15 protein-coding genes are annotated in these 18,203 nt (G+C 74.0%); 6 read left to right on the top strand and 9 right to left on the bottom strand.

The window, feature by feature from the left end; translation table 11 throughout:
• Positions 1 to 27: 27 nt before the first annotated feature.
• Complete coding sequence (locus tag ACFV3E_RS40420) at positions 28 to 1,053, top strand: LLM class flavin-dependent oxidoreductase (protein WP_500540588.1); 1,026 nt, start codon at positions 28 to 30, stop codon at positions 1,051 to 1,053.
• Positions 1,054 to 1,102: 49 nt separating this feature from the next.
• Here the strand turns inward: ACFV3E_RS40420 and ACFV3E_RS40415 are convergent, their stop codons facing one another.
• The 3 genes from ACFV3E_RS40415 to ACFV3E_RS40405 all read right to left on the bottom strand — a co-directional run bounded on the left by ACFV3E_RS40415 (position 1,103) and on the right by ACFV3E_RS40405 (position 6,070).
• On the bottom strand, positions 1,103 to 3,202 hold the full coding sequence (locus tag ACFV3E_RS40415) for a PhoX family protein (protein WP_500540586.1): 2,100 nt from the start codon (positions 3,200 to 3,202) through the stop codon (positions 1,103 to 1,105).
• Between the two features lie 690 nt (positions 3,203 to 3,892).
• Positions 3,893 to 4,831, bottom strand: a complete 939-nt coding sequence (locus ACFV3E_RS40410) for a GNAT family N-acetyltransferase (RefSeq protein WP_500540584.1) — start codon at positions 4,829 to 4,831, stop codon at positions 3,893 to 3,895.
• A gap of 81 nt (positions 4,832 to 4,912) precedes the next feature.
• Positions 4,913 to 6,070 (bottom strand): hypothetical protein, encoded by a 1,158-nt coding sequence (locus ACFV3E_RS40405; protein WP_500540582.1) that lies wholly within the window; start codon positions 6,068 to 6,070, stop codon positions 4,913 to 4,915.
• A 257-nt stretch (positions 6,071 to 6,327) separates the two neighbouring features.
• On the opposite strand from ACFV3E_RS40405, the gene ACFV3E_RS40400 reads away from it, so the two are divergent.
• Both ACFV3E_RS40400 and ACFV3E_RS40395 read left to right on the top strand, forming a co-directional pair.
• Positions 6,328 to 7,137: an NAD-dependent epimerase/dehydratase family protein gene (locus ACFV3E_RS40400; RefSeq protein WP_500540579.1), complete on the top strand. Its 810-nt coding sequence runs from the start codon at positions 6,328 to 6,330 to the stop codon at positions 7,135 to 7,137.
• A gap of 78 nt (positions 7,138 to 7,215) precedes the next feature.
• Positions 7,216 to 7,482, top strand: coding sequence for a hypothetical protein (locus tag ACFV3E_RS40395; protein ID WP_500540577.1), 267 nt, complete (start codon positions 7,216 to 7,218; stop codon positions 7,480 to 7,482).
• Between the two features lie 39 nt (positions 7,483 to 7,521).
• Here ACFV3E_RS40395 and ACFV3E_RS40390 read toward each other — a convergent pair whose 3' ends face one another.
• From ACFV3E_RS40390 to ACFV3E_RS40380, 3 genes are all read right to left on the bottom strand, one after another.
• Positions 7,522 to 8,481 carry a GNAT family N-acetyltransferase gene (locus tag ACFV3E_RS40390; protein WP_500540575.1) on the bottom strand — a complete coding sequence of 320 codons (960 nt, stop codon included), beginning with the start codon at positions 8,479 to 8,481 and terminating at the stop codon, positions 7,522 to 7,524.
• 22 nt (positions 8,482 to 8,503) lie between these two features.
• On the bottom strand, positions 8,504 to 9,283 hold the full coding sequence (locus ACFV3E_RS40385) for a class I SAM-dependent methyltransferase (protein WP_500540573.1): 780 nt from the start codon (positions 9,281 to 9,283) through the stop codon (positions 8,504 to 8,506).
• 77 nt (positions 9,284 to 9,360) lie between these two features.
• Positions 9,361 to 9,903 carry a hypothetical protein gene (locus tag ACFV3E_RS40380; protein ID WP_500540571.1) on the bottom strand — a complete coding sequence of 181 codons (543 nt, stop codon included), beginning with the start codon at positions 9,901 to 9,903 and terminating at the stop codon, positions 9,361 to 9,363.
• A 263-nt stretch (positions 9,904 to 10,166) separates the two neighbouring features.
• On the opposite strand from ACFV3E_RS40380, the gene ACFV3E_RS40375 reads away from it, so the two are divergent.
• Together ACFV3E_RS40375 and ACFV3E_RS40370 are read left to right on the top strand one after the other, a co-directional pair.
• Positions 10,167 to 11,192 carry a terpene synthase family protein gene (locus ACFV3E_RS40375; RefSeq protein ID WP_500540569.1) on the top strand — a complete coding sequence of 342 codons (1,026 nt, stop codon included), beginning with the start codon at positions 10,167 to 10,169 and terminating at the stop codon, positions 11,190 to 11,192.
• Between the two features lie 62 nt (positions 11,193 to 11,254).
• Positions 11,255 to 13,903, top strand: coding sequence for a tetratricopeptide repeat protein (locus ACFV3E_RS40370; protein ID WP_500540567.1), 2,649 nt, complete (start codon positions 11,255 to 11,257; stop codon positions 13,901 to 13,903).
• A gap of 19 nt (positions 13,904 to 13,922) precedes the next feature.
• Here ACFV3E_RS40370 and ACFV3E_RS40365 read toward each other — a convergent pair whose 3' ends face one another.
• Both ACFV3E_RS40365 and ACFV3E_RS40360 read right to left on the bottom strand, forming a co-directional pair.
• Positions 13,923 to 15,500: an aldehyde dehydrogenase (NADP(+)) gene (locus ACFV3E_RS40365; protein ID WP_500540565.1), complete on the bottom strand. Its 1,578-nt coding sequence runs from the start codon at positions 15,498 to 15,500 to the stop codon at positions 13,923 to 13,925.
• 1 nt (position 15,501) lies between these two features.
• Complete coding sequence (locus ACFV3E_RS40360) at positions 15,502 to 16,131, bottom strand: cysteine hydrolase family protein (RefSeq protein WP_500540563.1); 630 nt, start codon at positions 16,129 to 16,131, stop codon at positions 15,502 to 15,504.
• Between the two features lie 123 nt (positions 16,132 to 16,254).
• Between ACFV3E_RS40360 and ACFV3E_RS40355 the strand changes: the two genes are divergently transcribed.
• Entirely contained in the window at positions 16,255 to 16,707 is a 453-nt protein-coding gene (locus ACFV3E_RS40355) for a lipocalin-like domain-containing protein (protein WP_500540561.1), read from the top strand.
• A gap of 70 nt (positions 16,708 to 16,777) precedes the next feature.
• Here ACFV3E_RS40355 and ACFV3E_RS40350 read toward each other — a convergent pair whose 3' ends face one another.
• Positions 16,778 to 18,052 (bottom strand): MFS transporter, encoded by a 1,275-nt coding sequence (locus ACFV3E_RS40350; protein ID WP_500540559.1) that lies wholly within the window; start codon positions 18,050 to 18,052, stop codon positions 16,778 to 16,780.
• Between the last annotated feature and the right edge of the window lie 151 nt (positions 18,053 to 18,203).

The raw sequence follows: 18,203 nt of genomic DNA, 5'->3' as shown, positions 1-18,203 counted from the left end.
GTCCGACCCCGCGACGAGGAGGGCTCCGTGCCGTCGTACGGCAGGCCGCTGCGCAAGCTGGGCTTCCTGACCATCGGGCTGTTCGACGAGGCCGATCCGCGGCGCGGGCACGAGGCGACGCTCGAGATGATCCAGCTGGGCGAGCGACTGGGCTTCGACAGCGCGTGGGTGCGCCACCGCCACCTGCAGTTCGGCATCTCCTCGCCGGTGGCCGTCCTCGCCGCCGCCTCGCAGCGCACCAGCCGCATCGAACTGGGCACGGCCGTCATCCCGCTGGGATGGGAGAACCCGCTGCGACTGGCCGAGGACCTGGCGACGGTGGACCTGCTGTCCGGCGGCCGCCTCAACCCGGGCGTCAGCGTCGGCCCGCCGATGCACTTCGACGAGGTCCGCGGCGCCCTCTACCCGGACACCGCAGGCCAGGAGGACTTCTCCTACACCCGGGTGGAGCGCCTGCTGGGCTTCGTCCGGGGCGAGCCGGCCACCGCCTTCAGCGGCACCGAGGGCTTCGAGGTCTTCTCCGACCGCGTCCAGCCGTACTCCCCGGGGCTCGGCGACCGCATGTGGTACGGCGGCGGGAGCCTGCGCTCGGCGCGGTGGGCCGGGGAGCACGGGATGAACTTCCTGACGAGCAGCGTGGTCACGGCGGAGGAGTCCGAGGAATTCGCGGCGATCCAGCTGTCCCACATCCGTGCCTTCCGTGCCGCACACCCCGACGGCGAACGGGCCCGGGTCTCCCAGGGACTGGTCGTCGTCCCCACCGACAGCGCCTCGGCCGGCCAGCGCGAGAAGTACCTGGAGTACGCCCGCCGCCGGCTGCCGCGCACCGCCGGCCCGCAGGGGCCCGGGCGGCTGCTGTTCGCCCCCGACCTGGTCGGCACCTCGCAGGAGATCGCGGAGCGGCTCTCCGCGCACGTGGCCTTCCGCGAGGTCGACGAGGTCGCCTTCGCGCTGCCGTTCGCCTTCGAACCCGAGGACTACGTGCAGATCCTCACCGACATCGCCACGCGGCTCGGACCGGCCCTCGGCCGCCCGGCGGCCCCGGCCCCCTGAGGGCCACCGCGGGGCGGCCCCGCCCGGCACGCCGGGCGGGGCCGCGGCGTCACACGCCGATGTCGTGGCCGTCCTTGCGCCACACCACGACGACGGAGGGGCGGGGGATCCGCTCGCCGCCGTCCGGCCACCGCGAGGACGGGTTCTCGTACGTGGAGCCGTCGGTCTCGCCGGGGTGCTGCACCGCGACCAGGACGCGCTGGTCCTGGACGATCGGGCCGCAGGTCTCGGCACCCTTGGGCACGCTCAGGAACTGCCGGACCTGACCGCGCTTGTCACCCTTGACCGCGACGCCGAAGAGGGCGTCGTGGGTGCCGAGGGTGCCCGGCGCGCCGTCGGTGGAGATCCACAGGTTGCCGTGCGGGTCGAAGGCCACGTTGTCCGGGCACGAGATCGGGCTGACGTCGTCCTTCGGGAAGCCCGCGAAGTAGGTGGCGGGGTCCGAGGGGTCTCCGGCGACCAGGAACAGCCGCCACGCGAAGCGGTCGGCGGCCGGGTCGTCGAAGAACTCCGCCAGCTCCAGCACGTGCCCGTGCTTGTTGTTGCTCCGCGGGTTGGCCTCGTCGGGGCCGGCGGATCCGGCCTTGCCGCGGTTGGTGTTGTTGGTCAGCGCCACGTAGACGCGACCGTTGCGCGGGCTGGGCTCGACGTCCTCGGGGCGGTCCATCTTCGTGGCGCCGGCCTTGTCCGCCGCCATCCGGGTGAAGAGGTAGACCTCCTCGGCGGTCATGCCCTCCACGAAGGAGGTGGTGCCGCTCGCCAGCTTGATCCATTCGCCGGAGCCGTCGAACTCGCCGTCCGAGGGCAGCTTCCCGCTGCCGTCGAACTCCGCGGCCGGGCTGTCGCCGGTGAGCCGGGCGACGTAGAGCGTGCCCTCGTCCAGCAGCGACAGGTTGTGCTCGCGGACGGCCCGTCCGGTGCCGTGCCGCATCGCCTTGCTCGCCACGAACTTGTACATGTAGTCAAAGCGCTCGTCGTCGCCCATGTAGACGACGGGGCGGCCGTCCTGCGTCAGGCGGGGCTGCGCGGCCTCGTGCTTGAAGCGGCCGAGGGCGGTGTGCTTGCGCGGCGTCGAGTCCGGGTCGAAGGGGTCGAGTTCCACGATCCAGCCGAAGCGGTTGACCTCGTTGGGTTCCTTGGCCAGGTCGAAGCGGTCGTCGAACCGCTCCCACTTGCGCTCGCTGGCCGCGCCGGCGATGCCGTAGCGCTTCAGCCGCTCCGCGGTGACCGGGTCGGTGACCGAGGCCGCGTTGCCGAAGTACTGGTTGAAGTTCTCCTCGCCCGAGAGCACGGTGCCCCACGGGGTGGTGCCGCCGGCGCAGTTGTTGAGGGTGCCGAGGACCTTCGTGCCGGTGGGGTCGGCCTTGGTGCGCAGCAGGGGGCTGCCCGCGGCGGGGCCGGTCAGCCGGAAGGCCGTCCTGGTGTGGACCCGCCGGTTCAGGCCGTGCCGGTTCACCGGGTACAGGCGGCCGGAGTGCCGGTCCTCCTCGACCACGACCACGCTGAGGCCGTGCGCGGCCCACGCGATCTCGACCTGCTCGCGGGTGGGGTCGGCCGCCTCGTAGCCCGGGAACATGAGGATCTCGTCGGTGTACTCGTGGTTGGCGACGAGTACCTGACGGGCACGCTCACCGGGCAGGTCGAACAGGTGCAGGAAGTCGTTGTTGTAGCCGAACTGGCCGGCCTGCGCCGCGGCGGTCTGCCGCGCCTGGTCGAACGCGGGGGCGCCGCGCAGGATGGGGTCGCCCCAGCGGATCACGACGTTCTGCGCGTGGCCCTCGGGGACGACGAGGGCGTCCACGGTGTTCGGCTCGACGGGCCGGAAGCGCAGGCCCTTGGCGGCGTCGGGGTCGACGGTGCCGCCGTGACCGCCGTGACCGCCGTGCTTCGGTTCGGGCGCGGCGGCGGCCACATCGGTGCCGGACGTGACGGCTATGCCTCCTGCGGCGGCGGCCAGGGTGACCACGGCGCCGGTCCGCAGCATGGTGCGGCGGGAGAGGGCGTCGGCGACGACGTCGCCGAGGTAGGCGTTGCCGCTGGTGTTCGGGGCCTCGTGGGCGCAGGCGTCACCGCACTTGAACCGGCAGGTGAGGGCGGACCTGCCACCGTCGTGGCGGGGGAGGAGCGGAAGAAGTCTGTGCGGCCGCACAGTGCCTCCAAGTCTATGTTCCGGTATAGCGAATCCCAAGGGACGGTAAAGAACCCTGTTCTCGCGGGGGTGGCCGGAACGTGAACCGCGCATGAACCGGTGCGCGCGGCCGGGGGTGGCGCCGGGCGGTTGCCGCCGCGCGGAGGCCGTGGACGGGGTCGCGGCTGCCCGTTCTCGCGGCTGCCGACGGTACGACGCTTGCTTGTGCGGCGACCAGGAGTGCCCGCCCGTGATCGGCCTGCCCGGGGGAGCGGGCACGCCGCGTACCGGCGGGTCGCGGGGGCCTGGGTTTCGACGTCGGTACGGACGTTCTGCCGGCCACGGTCCGGCTCCGGCAGGGCGAGCCTTGGTACGACGCGGGCTGCACGGCCTTGGAGGAGGGCGTCGCGGGGCGCGGGGAGGAGGGCTGCGGGGAGGCTGTAGCGCCCTTCCTCCACGGGCGTTGGGACGCGACCGCGCGGGCGCTGGAGGCCGCAGGCGCCGAGGAGAGGAACGACGTAGCCTCGGCCGTCTTCGGCTCGGAGGGCGCCTGGGAACCGGAGCGCGCGCGTACGGCGCCCGCGATGTCCGAGGTGGCGGAACTGTTCCCGGACGCCGGGCACTTCCCGCGGCGGGACGGCCGGGAGCGGTCGGTACCCGGACGACGCGGACAGCCCGGCGCGGGATACGTCCTCGCCCGGCCCGCCCCGCTCACGCCCGGGCGGCCGCGGGCAGCGTCACCTCCCAGGTGTCCACCGCGAAGTGCAGACCCATGCCGTGCGCGGTGTACAGGCGCAGGGCCCCCGTGGTGTTGTCGGTGTCCACCCCCAGGCCGAGGGTGTCGCGGCCGCGGGCGGCGTACACCCCGAAGGCGTGGCGCAGCAGGTGGCCGGCGACGCCCCGGCCCCGGGCCTCCTTGCGCACCCCGAGGCTGCGGATCCACGCCATGGCCGCGCGGTCGTCACGGGTCAGCGCCACGCCGACGTCCCCCGCGCCCTCCAGCGAGGCGATCCACACCAGGGACCAGTCGATGCCCGAGCCGAGGTCGTCCAGCCACTGCGGGTAGGTGCGGCGCTGGTGGTCGAAGTGCTCCGCGAAGGTCTCCTGCAGGAGTTCGTGGGCGCGGCGCCGGTCGGCCTCCTCCGCGCAGTCGCGCAGCGTCAGCCCCGGCGGCGGCTCGGGGACGGTGTCCGCGGCGGCGGACAGCGGGCGGGTCAGCACGTGGTAGCGCCGTACGGTCCTCCAGCCGCGCCGCGTCAGGCGGGACGTGTCCATGGTGGGCGCGGTGTTCAGGGCGAGATGGACGACGGCCCGGGCCACGCCGTTCTCCGCTGCGCGTCCGGCGGCCCGGTCCTGCAGGAGGTCCAGCAGCCGCTCCCCGGCCTCCTGGTGCGCGGGCAGGACGTAGTGGTCGACGTCGATGCGTTCGGCGCCGGAGTCGTCCCACAGCAGCCCGAACGCGACGGGCACGCCGTCCTCGAAGACCAGCCAGGAGTTGCGTTCCAGGTCGGCCTCGGGGTGGACCAGCGACGACTCGACCGTCCCCAGGTCGGTCTCGGCCTGCCCGAGCTCCACGACGTCGACGGCGTTGAGCAACTCGCAGATGACGGGCGCGTCCTCGGGGGCGGCCGGCCGTACGGTGATGGGCATGCCGCAACTGTCGGTACCGGTACCGGCCCCGCGCAAATGTTTTTCGCGGGCGGGTCCGGTCCGGCTGGGACGGTGCCCGTGTCAGGCGTCGGCCGCCTCGGTCGCCGGGCGGTCGGCTTCGGCGTCGGCGTCTGTGTCGCGCTGGGCGGGGACGGTGACTTCCAGGGCCCCGCCGACTTCCTCCGCCGTGTCGGCGTCCTCGGCGGTGGGTGCGGCCGGTGCGGCCGGTGCGGCCGGTACGGACGGTGTGGCGAGCGTGGCCCGGGCGGTTCGTACGGCCGTTGCGGCCGCCGCGATCCCCGTCGGCACGGCGGGCGCCATGACGTCGAGGTCGGCGTCGTCGGGCCGGCGGTCGCGGCGGACGTCGCCGACGATCAGGGCCACCACCGCCGCGGAACCGACGAATTCCAGCAGGCTCTGCGAGGTGTCCACGGCGGTCACGGGCATCGTGCCGACCGCGTAGCCCCACAGCTCCGTGAAGGCCGACGGCATCATGAAGAGCGACAGGCCCACCGAGAAGCCCGGGGCGGTGGGCCGCCGCCGGGCCGCGAGCAGCATGCCGGCCCCGCACAGCACGGTCAGGCACACCCACTGGTACGGCGACGGCACCGCGAGGATCGCCCGCCCGCTGCCCTTGCCGACGATCAGGTCGCTGAGCACACCCGGCCCGACCTGAACGGCCGTCACCGCGTTCCGGCCGATGTAGAAGACGTTGAGCACCGCGAGCAGCAGCCCGGAGGCGGTGGCCGTCACCTTCACCGGGCGGATGCCGCCCGTCACCGCGTCCGCGGCGGCGGCCTCGTACTCCATGTGCCGGGCGAGCAGGAGGAGCGCTCCCAGGATGAGCGTGAGCACCACGGCGAGGACGGCGGTGCTGCCCACGGCGTTCAGCGAGGCACCCTTCAAGGTGCCGAACCACGGGTCGGAGGGCGAGTCGAGCAGCAGGTACCAGACCGCGGGGAGGCGGAAGCCGAGGGTCACGGTGCACGCGGTCACCAGCAGGCCGCCCGCGCCGCGGGTGCGGAACAGCGCCGCCAGACCGGCGCAGAGCTGCAGCGCCGCCAGGCCGAGGTCGAGCGAGGAGGTCGCCGACAGCCCCGGCACCCACCCGGTGGTCCACAGCGACCAGGCGCCCGGCAGACCGCGGACAACGATGTCGTAGAGCAGCCAGAACGCCGTCTGGGCGAACAGCGCGAGGCTGAGCAAGGCCACGGCTATCCGCACTTGATTGATCGACATCCCCGGACGGTTCATGGCGCGCTGTCCCCTCGACGGCCAAACGTGGTTGAGTTCACAACTACCCAATGACGGAGCAGAGCATAAACGGTCCCCCATGGGCCCGCGCCAATCCGCCCCCGGCGTGCCCGCCTTGCGAAACCGCACGGGAACGTCATGCCAACGGAAAATGAATGACGCCCCGTCAGAGAAAGCCGCCACCGGCCCCGTGGAATGATCGGTGCACGACGGAACAGGCGTCAGGGGAAGGGGAGTTGGCCATGACGGCGGGAACGCTGGCGATCACGGGCGCGGCGGGCACCATCGGCTCCGTGGCGCGCGCCGCACTGCGCGGTGAGACGGCACGGCTGGTCCTGCTCGACCGGGTCCCGCTGGTCGCGGAAGCCGCGAACGAGGAGGTGCACACCGTCGACCTGCGCGACGCCGACGCCGTCCGGTCCGCCCTGGTGGGCGTCGACCGGGTCCTGCACCTCGGCGGCATCCCCGACGAGGCCCCGCTGGCCGACCTCCTGGAGGCCAACGTCCTCGGCACCCACCACGTCCTGGAAGCCGCCCGGCGCGATGGCATCCGGCGCGTCGTGCTGGCCGGGAGCAACCGCGTCACCGGTTTCTACCCCGCCGGGCACCGCACCGCCCCGGACGAACCGGTGCGCCCCGACGGCCTGTACGGGGTCAGCAAGGCGGCCGTCGAGGCGCTGGGACGGCTCTACGCCGACAAGTTCGGGCTCTCCGTCATCTGCCTGCGCATCGGCAGCTTCGAGGCGGAACCCGGCGAGCCCCGCCACCTGGCGACCTGGCTCAGCCACCGCGACGCCGTCGGCTGGATCCGGGCCGCGCTCACCGCGCCGCCCGGCGTGCGCCACGCCACGGCGTACGCCGTCTCCGCCAACACCCGCCGCTTCTGGGAACTCCCCGACCCGTCGGTGCTCGGCTACACCCCCGTCGACGACGCCGAGCAGCACGCCTCGCGCCTCACCACCGACGACGGCGACGCCGTACCGGACCCGGCCGCGCCCCAGGGCGGCCCGTACGCCCTGCCCGAGGTCACACTCGCGCACCTTCGGCGCTGACCCGGAAGAATCTTGTCAGAGGCCTGTGATGGGATACCGGAGAACACCGCAGCCACCATCTCCGGGGAGAACACGCCCATGCCTCAGTACCCTTCGCTGACCCACGCCCTGGCGGAGGCGCTCGTGGACGTCACCTGGTTCATCGACGGCACGGACGACGAACAGATGGACGAGGACGACGCCGTGACGGCACTGGAGGGCGTCGCGGCCGTGCTGGACCGCATGTCGGAGGCCCAGCGGGCCGAGTTGCTGGACGTCCTCGAGGCGATGGCGGCAGCCGAGGCCGACCCCCGGCGCCGCGCGTTCCTGGAGACGTTCCCGGAGGACTTCGGCGTCGTCGAGTGACCACCCCGGTCGCCTCCTCGGCGTGGGCCCCGCGCGAGGTCAGCCCCGCAGCAGCCGCGGGTCGAGGAGGCGGTGCAACCGGTGGGCGACGGGACGGAAGCCCCGACGCGGCCAGAACGCCGAGGACAGCGGGTTCGCCGCCCGCCAGTCCGTCACGCACACGCGGAACCCGCGCCGGGCGGCATCCGCGAAGGCGTGCTCGGTGAGCCGGCGCCCCACACCGCTGCCGCGGTACTGCGGAACGGTCGCGGCGAGGAGCAGTTCGACCGAGCCGCGCGGCGCCGTCAGCGAGACCTCGTCCTCGGGCACCGGCCGCATGACGCAGAAGCCCCGGACCCCTTCCGGCCCCTCGGCGAGCCAGTACGACACGGCGGGGTCCTCCAGCAGCTCCGAGTGGCCCGGGCGCAGGCCCTCGTAGAAGGACGGCTCGATGAAGGCGAAGACCGGCGGGCCCGCGTGCGCGTCGGCGACCAGGCGGAACAGCGGCTCCAGCGCGGCGAGGTCCGACGGCCCCGCAGCGCGCACGTCGTCGTGGAAGCCGCCCGCCCCCGCCGCCAGGTCCGTCACGGCGTGGACCTGCTCGTACGCGAAGCACTGCGACAGCCAGACCGGCAGGTCGCCGGCGGCCGCGACGGCGTAGTGGTGCAGCCGCCCGTCGGCGAGCCATGGACCCGACAGCTCCGCGTAGAGCCCGCGCAGTACGTCCTCCTCGCGTGCCGCGTAGTGCCCGGGCCCCGTCCAGACGTGCCGTCCCCGGCCGTCGTCGCCGGGTACGGCGAGGAGGTACCCGGCGGGCATGCCGTCCGCCGTCTCCGCGACCGCGCCCCGCGCGCCCTGCTCCCAGGCGTCCCGCAGCAGGGCCGCGCAGGCGGCCGGTTCGGTGAAACCCGGGTCGAGCGCGGCGTCCCGGGCGAGGTCGCGGCGGTGGCGGGCGGCGAGCAGGCCGGCCGCGGCATCGACGTCGGACGCCGCGAACGGCCTGGTGGTCGGCGCGATCACTGGGGTGTCCTCCTTCCGGTGGTCAGCCCTTGCGGGCCTCGATCAGGTAGCGCTGCGAGTACGCCACGAAGGGCCCGTGCCGCTCCATGAAGTCGTGCAGCCGCGCCAACTGCTCGCGGTAGGCGTCCACCGTGAACCCGGGCACGATCCAGATGACCTTGCGCAGGAAGTGGACCACGGCGGCGATGTCGTGGAACTCCATGCGCAGTGCCTCCTGGCGCAGGTCCACGACCTCCAGGCCCGCCGCTTCGGCGCGTGCGGTGGCCTCGACCCCGCTGGAGCCGGCCGTGGTCGTGAAGGGGTCCCGTGTGTGCGTGGCGACCGGCCGGGGCCCCATCAGGTAGTCCGTCAGCTCCCGCACCGAGCCGGCGCCGACCTGCTGGGACAGGTAGGTGCCCCGGGGACGCAGCACCCGCCGTACCTCGTCCCAGCGGGTCACCACCGGATGCCGGCTGACGACCAGGTCGAAGTGGCCGTCGGGGAAGGGCAGGTCGGCCGTGTCGTCGGCCTCGACGACGGTGGCGCCGAGGGGCGCCAGGTTGCGGCGGGCGATCTCCAGGTTGGGCGCCCAGGACTCCGTCGCCGCGACCACCGTCGGGGCGGTGGGCACGGTCGCCAGGACCTCCCCGCCGCCGGTCTGGATGTCGAGCACGGCCTCGGCCCGCGCCGTCCGTTCGGCGAGGAGCCCGGTGTAGCCCCAGGACGGGCGCTGCTCGGTGGCGCGGCCGGTGAACCAGGAGAAGTCCCATCCCTCGGTCGGGACGGCCTCCCCTTCGGCGAGGAGATCTTGGAACGTGGACATGGGCGCGAGGATGGCAGAGCCGCCGGGCGGAACGCATCCGGATTACGCCGGGCCCGGCGCCGCCCGGCGGTGCGTCGTCAGCAGCCGGACGCCAGGGGGATGAAGGACATCGGGGTGCCCTCCTCGGCGCCGGCGGCCGTACCGTAGGTCGTGGAGTCCACCTTGTACCAGACGTCGTCCCGGGTGCGGTCGCCGCCGACGTCGTCCAGTTCGACGCACCAGCGTTCCGCCGTCACCACACGGGTGTAGGACTCGGTTCCCTGCTGGACCTTCCGGCAGTCCTGGTAGTGCTCGGTGGTGTACCAGGTCCGGGTCGACTTGCGCTTGCCGGAACCCTTCGAGGAGGTGTGCTTCACCCGCCGGGTGCGGTCGGTGCACCGCTGCACCATGTGCGGGCGCCGCGCGGGGGCCGTCCTGCGCGCCACGTGCCGGTGGTCGTCCAGCGCTCCGGTGACGGGCGGGTCCGCCTTCGCGACCGGGGTGCGGGTGCCGGCGGAAGCGGCGGCCGACGGTCCGGATCCCGCCACGGCGTCGGAGTCCGGGCTCCCGCAGGCACCCAGCAGGGCGGCCAGGAGCGCGGCGGCCACGGCGGCGGAGTACGGGCGGCGGTGTCTGTGCACTTCTCTCCTCGAGGATCGTGAACGTGGACGCGAAGGTGAACACGAAGGCGAACGCGAACGGTGCGGGCGGTCGGTGCCCGCCCGGATCATGACGCATCGTGGACGGACCGGGTTCCCGTCCGCCCGGTTTCGACGGAGCCCTGACGCCGGCCGCCCGTTCCGGGGCGTCCGGAAGTCGAACGCTGGGTAGGAACCGGGACGGGGATGGCTGGAAGTCGTAGTCCTTGCCCGGGTCGCCGACGGCCCGGGAAGGGGGGAATCCGGTGGGGAAGACATCTGCGTTCGTCCGTATCGACGGCCCAGGGGGACGGGCCGCGCACAGCGGGTCCGCACGGGGGCGGGCCGGGGGGCCCGTCCGCGTACCGGGCCCGTCGCTGCTCAACCCCGGCCTGCGGGAGGTGGAGCCGCAGGTCATGGCCTGGGCGCGGCGGGCCGGGTTGCTGTCCGCGCCGGCCTCGGGGCAGGCCGGCCGAGAACGGCAGGCCGCCATGGCCGCGCACGTGTGGCCATGGGCGACCCCGGCCCGTCTGACGGAGCTGGCCCGGCTGACGCTGTGGATGTTCGCCGTCGACGACGGCAGCGACGTCGGCCCGTCCACGGGCACCGGCGCGGAACTGGAGGCCATGGCACGGGCCGTCGGCGGCTGCGGGTGGGAGGTCCCCGCGTCGGCGCCGCCGGCCGTCCGCGTCCTGGGCGAACTCCTGCCGCGGGTGACCGGCGCCATGGGGCCCGCCTGGGGCGACCGCTTCCGCCGTCACCTGCTCGGGTGGATCCGCACCAACCAGGACATGATCCGGATCCGCGCCGGCGACGAGGTGCCCACCCCCGAGGCGTACGTCTCCTGGCGGCGGGTCTCCGGCGCGACCGGCTGGTGCTTCGACCTCATCGAGTACGCCCAGGAGGCGGAACTGCCCCCGGCGATCTGGTTCTCGCCGGCCTGCCGCGCGCTGCGCGAGGCCGCCGCCGACGTCATCGGCTGGACCAACGACCTGTTCTCGGTGGAGAAGGAGCTGCGCTCGGGGGAGACCACCAACCTGGTCCTCGTCCTGCGCCACCACCACGGCCTGACGCTGGACGAGGCGATCGACGAGACACGGCTGTGGCACGCCCGCCGCGTCGCCGCCCTGCGCACCGCGACACGCGACCTGTACGCCACCGCCCTCGCGACCGACCTCACCCCCGGGCAGCTGGCGGCGGTCTCCCAGTACGCGGACGGCATCCACGCCTGGGCCCGCGGCTTCCTCGACTTCTCCCTGGCCTCCGCCCGCTACCGCGCCCCCGGTGGGTAGCCGGCGGCGCCACCGGGAATGCACCACGGCAGGGGAGGACCGGGGGAACGGGGGAGTACGCGATGGCTGCCGGGAGGGACCGTGCCACGGGCGCGGCGGGTTACCTGCTCAGGGTGTTCTCCGGTCTGGCCCGGCCTGCCCTGACCCTGCTGTTCGGCCCGGCGGGAGCGGTCGCCGGGGCGGCGACGGAGACCGTGGCCGCCTCGGGAGGCAGGGCGCTGGAGCAGTCGGCGGGCCGGAGGCGGGCGCTGCCGGGCCTGCTGCGGATCTCCCGGCGCGGCACGGCGCCGCTGGTGGCGGACGTGGACGACCCCATCGGTCTCGGCGTCCACCCGGCCGCGCCGGGCGGCGGCGGGACGGCGGGCTTCGGCCGTGTCCCGGCGTTCGTCGGCCGGGACGCCATGCCGCAGGCGGAGGCGGTGCTGAGCGGGGGACAGGGCTTCCTGCTGCTGGTGGGGGACTCCACGGCGGGCAAGACGCGCCTGGCCTACGAGGTGGTGCGCAAGCACTTCCCGCGCTACCGGCTGGTCGTCCCGGACAGCCGTGAGGCGATGGTGGCCCTCGCGGACACCGTGCCACGTCTGAAGCAGGCCGTGGTGTGGCTGGACGACCTGGAGAACTACCTCGGCGCGGGCGGGCTGACGGCAGGTCACGTACAGCGGTTGCTGGAGGCCGGGCCGGCGCGGGTCGCCGTCGTGGCGACCATGAGCGCGCGTCAGCACATCCGCTTCGGCGCGCGCTCCGCCGCCGACGACGAGCCCGGCGGCGACGTGCTGCGCTCGGGGCGCGAGGTGCTGCGGCTGGCCTCGGTCGTGCGGGTGGACCGTACCTGGAGCGAGGCGGAGCTGGCCCGGGCCCGGCACCACACCGACGACCCGAGGATCAGGGCCGCCGTCAACGACGCCCGGTCCGGCAGCCGCGGGGTGGCCGAGTACCTCGCCGCGGCCCCCCAGTTGCTCGACGACTTCAGCAACGCGTGGGCGGCCGGCTCCCGTCCGCGGGCAGCGGCCCTCGTCGCGGGGGCCGTGGACGCCCGGCGCGCGGGCTACCACCAGCCGCTGCCCGAGGACGTGCTGCGCCGCCTGCACGAGATCCACCTGGACCTGCGCGGCGGCACCAGCCTGCGGCCGGAGGCGTGGGAGGAGGCACTGCGCTGGGCCACCGACCCCCTGCACGCCACCTCCAGCCTGCTGCTGCCCCGCGACGACGGCGCCTACCTGGCCTTCGACTACCTGCACCAGACCCTGGACGAGCAGGTGCCGCCGCCGCGCATCCCGGACGCCGTGTGGGAGATCCTCATCGACCACGCCGACCCGGTGCGCGCCCTGGACATCGGCGCGACCGCCTACCAGCGCGGTGACCTGCACCACGCCATGGCCGCCTTCGACAAGGCCGGTGCCGACCCCGGGCAGTTGCCCCGGCAGTGGTACGCCACGTGCGTGGGGGAGGCCGGCGACCCCCGGCGCGCGGCGGACCTGTACCGCGAACTGGTCGCGGAGGCCGAGCGGGGCGGCGGGCCCGACGTCAAGGAGACGCTGGAGAACCGCAACTCCCACGCCCGTTACGTCGGCATGGCCGGCCACCCCGCCGAGGCCGTCGACCTGCTGCGCGGCGTCATCGAGGACCGCACGCGCATCCTCGGCCGCGAGCACTCCCACACCCTCAACAGCCGCAACAACCTGGCGCTGTTCCTCGGCGAGACCGGCCGGCTCGAGGAGGCGGTCGCCGAGTTCCAGTCGGTGCTGGCCGACCGGACCCGCCTGCTGGGCGCCGACCACCCGCACACCCTCAGCAGCCGGTACGGCTACGCCTACCTGCTGGGCGACGCGGGCCGCCCCGCTCAGGCCGCCCGGCTCTTCGACAGCCTGGTCGCCGACCGGTCACGCACCCAGGGCCCGTACCACCCCTACACCCTCAACAACCGCCGCCACCACGCCCACTTCCTCGGCGAGGCGGGGCATGCCGCCCGCGCCGCCGGGCTGTTCGGGGAACTCCTCCAGGACTGCCTGAAGGTCCTCGACCCGCTCCACCCGGACACCCTCGCCTCCCGGCACGGTCACGCCCGGTTCCTCGGTGAGGCCGGCGACCCCGGCCGCGCATCGGCACTGCTCAGCGCCCTGATCGAGGACGGTCGCGGAGCCGCCGTGCACGGGCCGGACAGCCCGATCCCGCTGCTGTGGCGGCGTTACCAGGCGGTATTCCTCAGCGAGGCCGGGGCGGCCGAGGAGGCCGTACGGCTCCTCGGCGCGCTGCTGACCGAGAGCGGCGAGATCCTCGACGACGGGCACCCCCAGCTGTTCGCGGTCCGCGCCGCCCACGCCCGCTGCGTCCTGAGGGCGGGCCGGGCGGCCGAGGCGACGGCCCGGTACGAACAGCTCGTCGGCGACTGCCGCGAGCGCCTGGGCGACGACCACCCCCAGACGCTCACCGCACGCGGCGGGCGTGCCCGCTGCCTGGCCGCCACCGGCCGGCACGGCGAGGCCGCGGACCTGCTGGAGATCCTCGTCCAGGACCGCACCCGCGTCCTCGGCGACGACCACCCCTCCACCCTCAACAGCCGCAACGCCCACGCCTGCTCGGTCGGCGCCGCGGGCGACGCCCCACGCGCCGCCCGCCTGCTGCGCCAGGTCCTCCAGGACCGCGTGCGCCACCTCGGCGAGGACCACCCCTGGATCGCCCGTACCCGGGAGGAACTCGCCGGCTTCCCGTGACGGGGTCGCGTACGGCGGTTCAGTCGCGGGTGACCTGCCCGTCGACCAGCCGCCACAGCCCCAGCGGGTTGGCCGGGACCAGCGCCTCGGGGAGCAGCGCGTCCGGGAAGCCCTGGTAGGTGACGGGCCGCAGGAAGCGGTCGATCGCGCTCATGCCGACCGAGGTGAAGCGGCTGTCGGTGGTGGCCGGGAACGGGCCGCCGTGGATGGTGGCGTGGCCGACCTCCTGCGGGTGGGCGAAGGCGTTCACCACGATCCGGCCGGTACGGCGCTCCAGGACCGGCAGTAGGCGCGCGGCCTGCGGGTGGTCCTCCTCCTCGAGGTGCATCGTCGCCGACAGCTGGCCGCGGAAGCTCCGGGCCACCTGTGTCATCTGCTCGACGCCGGACAGCCGGACCAGCAGCGCGGCCGGTCCGAAGACCTCCTCGGCCAGCGCGGGTTCGGCCAGGAACCGGTCGCCGTCGACCTCGAGGAGCTGCGCGCGGCCCTCGTGGGCGCCCTCGGGCTCCGGGCCGACCGTCACGGTCGCGGCCCCGGAGTCGCGCAGGCGCTGCGCCCCGCGGCCGTACGCGTCGTGGATGCCGGGGGTGAGCATCGTCCGCGCGCCCATCGCGCTCACCCGTGCCGCGGCTGCCTCGCGCATCGCGGTGTAGCCCGGGCCGTCGACGGCGAGCAGCACGGCCGGCTTCAGGCAGGCCTGGCCGACGTTGACGAGCATGCGCTCGGCGAAGCCGTCGCCGATCTCGCCGCCGCGCGCCGCCAGCGCCGCCGGCAGGACGAAGGTCGGGTTGACGCTGGTCATCTCGGCGAAGACCGGGATCGGGTCGGGGCGCAGCTGGGCCCGGCGGTACAGGGCCATGCCGCCGCCCTCGGAGCCGGTGAAGGTGACCGCTTTGACCAGCGGGTGGTCCACCAGGGCCTCGCCGATCGCGTTGCCCGCTCCGCGGACCATCGAGAACACGCCCTCGTGCAGCCCGGAGTCGGCGACGGCGCCCTGGATGACGCGGCCCATCAGTTCCGAGGCGCCGGGGTGGGCGTTGTGGGCCTTGAGGATCACCGGGCAGCCCGCCGCGAGCGCGGCGGCGGTGTCGCCGCCGGCGACCGAGTACGAGATCGGGAAGTTGCTCGCGCCGAACACGGCCACCGGACCGATCGCGATCTTCTGCATGCGGTGGTCCATGCGCGGCCTGGGCTGCCGATCGGGCTGGGCCGGGTCGACGGCGGCCTGCCGGAACCGGCCCTGCCGCACCACGTCGGCGAACTGCTGGAACTGCCCGGCGGCCTTGGCCGCCTCGGCCTCCAGTTGCGCGGCCGGAAGGCCCGTCTCCAGCGCCGCCCGCTCGGCCAGTTCGCCCTTGATCGCGTCCAGCCGGTCCGCGACCAGCTCCAGGAAGGCGGCGCGCTCCGTGAGGCCGGTGCGGTTGTAGGTGTCGTAGGCCTCGTCCGCCAGGCGGGCGGCGCGCTCGACCTCGGCCGCCCCGCCGAGCGCGAACTCCGGCCCGACCAGTTCGCCGGTCGCCGGGTTGAGGGCCTTCATCGTGCCTTCGGACGCGGGGACGGACGACGCGCCTATCAGCATCTCTCCGGTCAGTCGCATGTCAGTGGGCTCCGTTCTCCAGGGTCTTGAGCAGGTCGGCGGTGGTGGTGATGGAGTGGGCGTAGGTGGGGCCGTTGAGCTCGTGGGCGGCGTGCATCATCTCGGGGCGGTAGGCCGCGGTGGCGTCGCGGACGAGCGTCACGTGGTAGCCGAGCTCCATGGCGAAGCGGCCGGTGGACTCGATGCAGGTGTTGGCGAGCAGGCCGACGACGATCACGTGCGTGATGCCGTGCTGCTTGAGCCGGAAGTCCAGGTCGGTGTTGGCGAACCCGCTCTGCGACCAGTGCTCCTGGATGACCACCTCGCCGTCGGCGGGCCGGAAGTCGGGGTGGAACTCGCCGCCCCAGGTGCCGAGGGCGAAGGTGTGCCGCTCCTGGATGATGCGGTGCGTGGGGTTGGGGTGCTCCCAGTCCTCGTAGTCGCCCTCCTGCCAGCGGCGGTGGGGGACGAAGAAGACCTTCTGGCCTGCAGTGCGCCCCGCTCCGACGACGGCGCGGAGGTTGTCGAGCAGGCCGACCTCGGTGGCGACGCCCTCCAGTGCGGGCCAGACCTTGCCGCCCTCCGACAGGAAGTCGTTGTAGGGGTCGACCAGCAGGATCGCGGTGCGCGTGGGGTCGTAGGTGTCGGTCATGACGGGTCCTTTCCCAATCTGGATTATTTGCATCATCCTCATTCCTCATTCAGGATTACTCTCGTCATCCTGAAAGTCAAGGACGGCGCCTCCGGGTGCCCGGCACGTGAGCGAGGTACGGCGATGACCCCCGATGAACTGCGCACATCCCTGATCGGCGCCTGGCGTCTGGTGTCCTACGAGGCCACCGACGTCGGGACCGGGGAGGTCGTCGAGCCCTTCGGGCCGCGGCCCCGGGGACTGATCACGTACGGGCCGGAGGGCCACATGGCGGCCCAGATCATGCGGGTCGGGCGGCCGGGCTTCCGCCATGGGCGGCTGGAGGAGGGGCTGCCGGAGGAGTTGGCCGCGGCGGCCGCGGGCTACCTCGCGTACGCCGGCACCTTCGAGGTCCCGGCCGGGGACACGGTCGTCCACCACGTCGAGCTGAGCCTGTTCCCCAACTGGGTGGGCGGTTCCCAGACGCGGATCGCCGACCTGGACGGCCGCAGGCTCCGGCTGAGCCTGCCCGGCGCCGCCAGGATCTGGGGGGCGCAGCGCACCGGCGTCCTGACCTGGGAGCGCGACGGGCGGTAGTGGCGGCCCCGGGGAGGCGGGTGCGGAGCGCGGGCGGTGGCGCCCGCGCCCCGCGGGGGGCCGGGTGTGGTCATCCCCGCAGGGCGGGAGTGGCGGAGGCGTCCGCGTCGGCCTGTCCGGGGCCGGCGTCGTCGCTGTGCCCGGGGGTCGTGTGGCGGGCGCGGAGGCCGTGCCAGGCGAGCGTCAGGCACGCGAGGAGCAGGAAGCCCAGGCCGCCCGTCACCACGCCGCGCCAGCCGAAGGCGGAGAAGAGCACCCCGGCGACGGCGGAACCCGTGGCGCCGCCACCGAAGACCGCGAACATGTACACCGTGTTGAGCCGCCCCCGGATCTCCGGCCCTGCGGTGAAGATGCGTGCCTGGTTGGCTATCTGACCGCTCGTCACCCCGTAGCCGAGGAGGTTGCAGCCGACGGCGAGGACGACGAGCGACCGCCCCGCGACCCCGAACAGCACGAAGGCGGCCAGTGCCGAGGCGACGGCGAGGGCGTTGACCCCCAGCGGCCCCCACCGGTCGGTGAGCCGCCCCGAGTAGCGGGCGGCCAGGGCGCCCGGCACGCTGCACAGGCCGAAGAGGCCGACCACGGCGGGGCCCAGCCCGATCGGCGGCGCGGTGAGCTGGAAGGCGAGCGTGGACCAGAAGGCCGAGAAGGAGGCGAACGCCGTCGCCCCCAGTGCGGCCGACAGGCGCAACGGGGCGTGGTCCACGAGCAGTCGGGGGAGTGAGGCGAGCAGTCTCCCGTAGCCGCCGGAGGTCGCGGCCCCCGGCGGGCGCCCGGCCGGCATGTAGCGGGGGAGGACCAGCAGCAGCGCCGCCGTGGCCGCCGCGGCGACGAGGAAGCCGGCCCGCCAGGTGCCCGCGGCCTGGGCGATGAGCCCGGAGGCGGTGCGCGAGAGTAGGGCGCCCATCGTCAGCCCCGTGCCGACCGCCCCCAGGACCCGCCCGGCCTGGCCGGGGGCGGCCATCGACGCGACCGTGGGCATGATCACCTGCGGGAGCACGGTGCTCGCCGAGAGCACGAGGGTCGCCATCCCCAGCAGGGCGACGGACGGAGCCAGGGCGCCCCCCAGGAGCGCGACGGCGGTCACCGCCAGCAAAACTCTGGACAGCCGGCGCAGCCGGGCCCTGTCCGCGAGCGGGACGACGGCCACGATCCCCAGCGCGTAGCCGATCTGTCCTGCCGTGGCCACGAGGCCGGCGGCGGACGCGGAGATGCCGAAGCCGCGGGCGATCTGGTCGAGGAGGGGCTGGGTGAAGTAGATGTTGGCGACCGTGATCGCCGTCGCCGTGGCGAAGACGGGGAGGGTTCCCCGCTTGACGTCCGGGCGGGTTGCTGCGGTGGTCATGGGTCCTCGCGGAGGGTTCGCGGGCGGGAGGGGAGAGGCGGCGGGCCTGCTCCGGTGGAGGCTCGTGCCGAGGTCTGGATGATTGATGTCATCCACACATGCAGGATGATGCGTGTCATCCTGCATGTCAAAGCCCCGGGGGAGGCTCCGT

Source organism: Streptomyces sp. NPDC059718, from assembly GCF_042733315.1.
Taxonomy (GTDB): domain Bacteria; phylum Actinomycetota; class Actinomycetes; order Streptomycetales; family Streptomycetaceae; genus Actinacidiphila.
This window is presented reverse-complemented; position numbering and strand designations above follow the sequence as displayed.

Bases quoted from the DNA above. Each gene is read 5' to 3' on its own strand.
- ACFV3E_RS40410 (WP_500540584.1), bottom strand. From the start codon at position 4,831: ATGCCCATCACCGTACGGCCGGCCGCCCCCGAGGACGCGCCCGTCATC.
- ACFV3E_RS40405 (WP_500540582.1), bottom strand. From the start codon at position 6,070: ATGTCGATCAATCAAGTGCGGATAGCCGTGGCCTTGCTCAGCCTCGCG.
- ACFV3E_RS40400 (WP_500540579.1), top strand. From the start codon at position 6,328: ATGACGGCGGGAACGCTGGCGATCACGGGCGCGGCGGGCACCATCGGC.
- ACFV3E_RS40395 (WP_500540577.1), top strand. From the start codon at position 7,216: ATGCCTCAGTACCCTTCGCTGACCCACGCCCTGGCGGAGGCGCTCGTG.
- ACFV3E_RS40385 (WP_500540573.1), bottom strand. From the start codon at position 9,283: ATGTCCACGTTCCAAGATCTCCTCGCCGAAGGGGAGGCCGTCCCGACC.
- ACFV3E_RS40370 (WP_500540567.1), top strand. From the start codon at position 11,255: ATGGCTGCCGGGAGGGACCGTGCCACGGGCGCGGCGGGTTACCTGCTC.
- ACFV3E_RS40365 (WP_500540565.1), bottom strand. From the start codon at position 15,500: ATGCGACTGACCGGAGAGATGCTGATAGGCGCGTCGTCCGTCCCCGCG.
- ACFV3E_RS40360 (WP_500540563.1), bottom strand. From the start codon at position 16,131: ATGACCGACACCTACGACCCCACGCGCACCGCGATCCTGCTGGTCGAC.
- ACFV3E_RS40355 (WP_500540561.1), top strand. From the start codon at position 16,255: ATGACCCCCGATGAACTGCGCACATCCCTGATCGGCGCCTGGCGTCTG.
- ACFV3E_RS40350 (WP_500540559.1), bottom strand. From the start codon at position 18,052: ATGACCACCGCAGCAACCCGCCCGGACGTCAAGCGGGGAACCCTCCCC.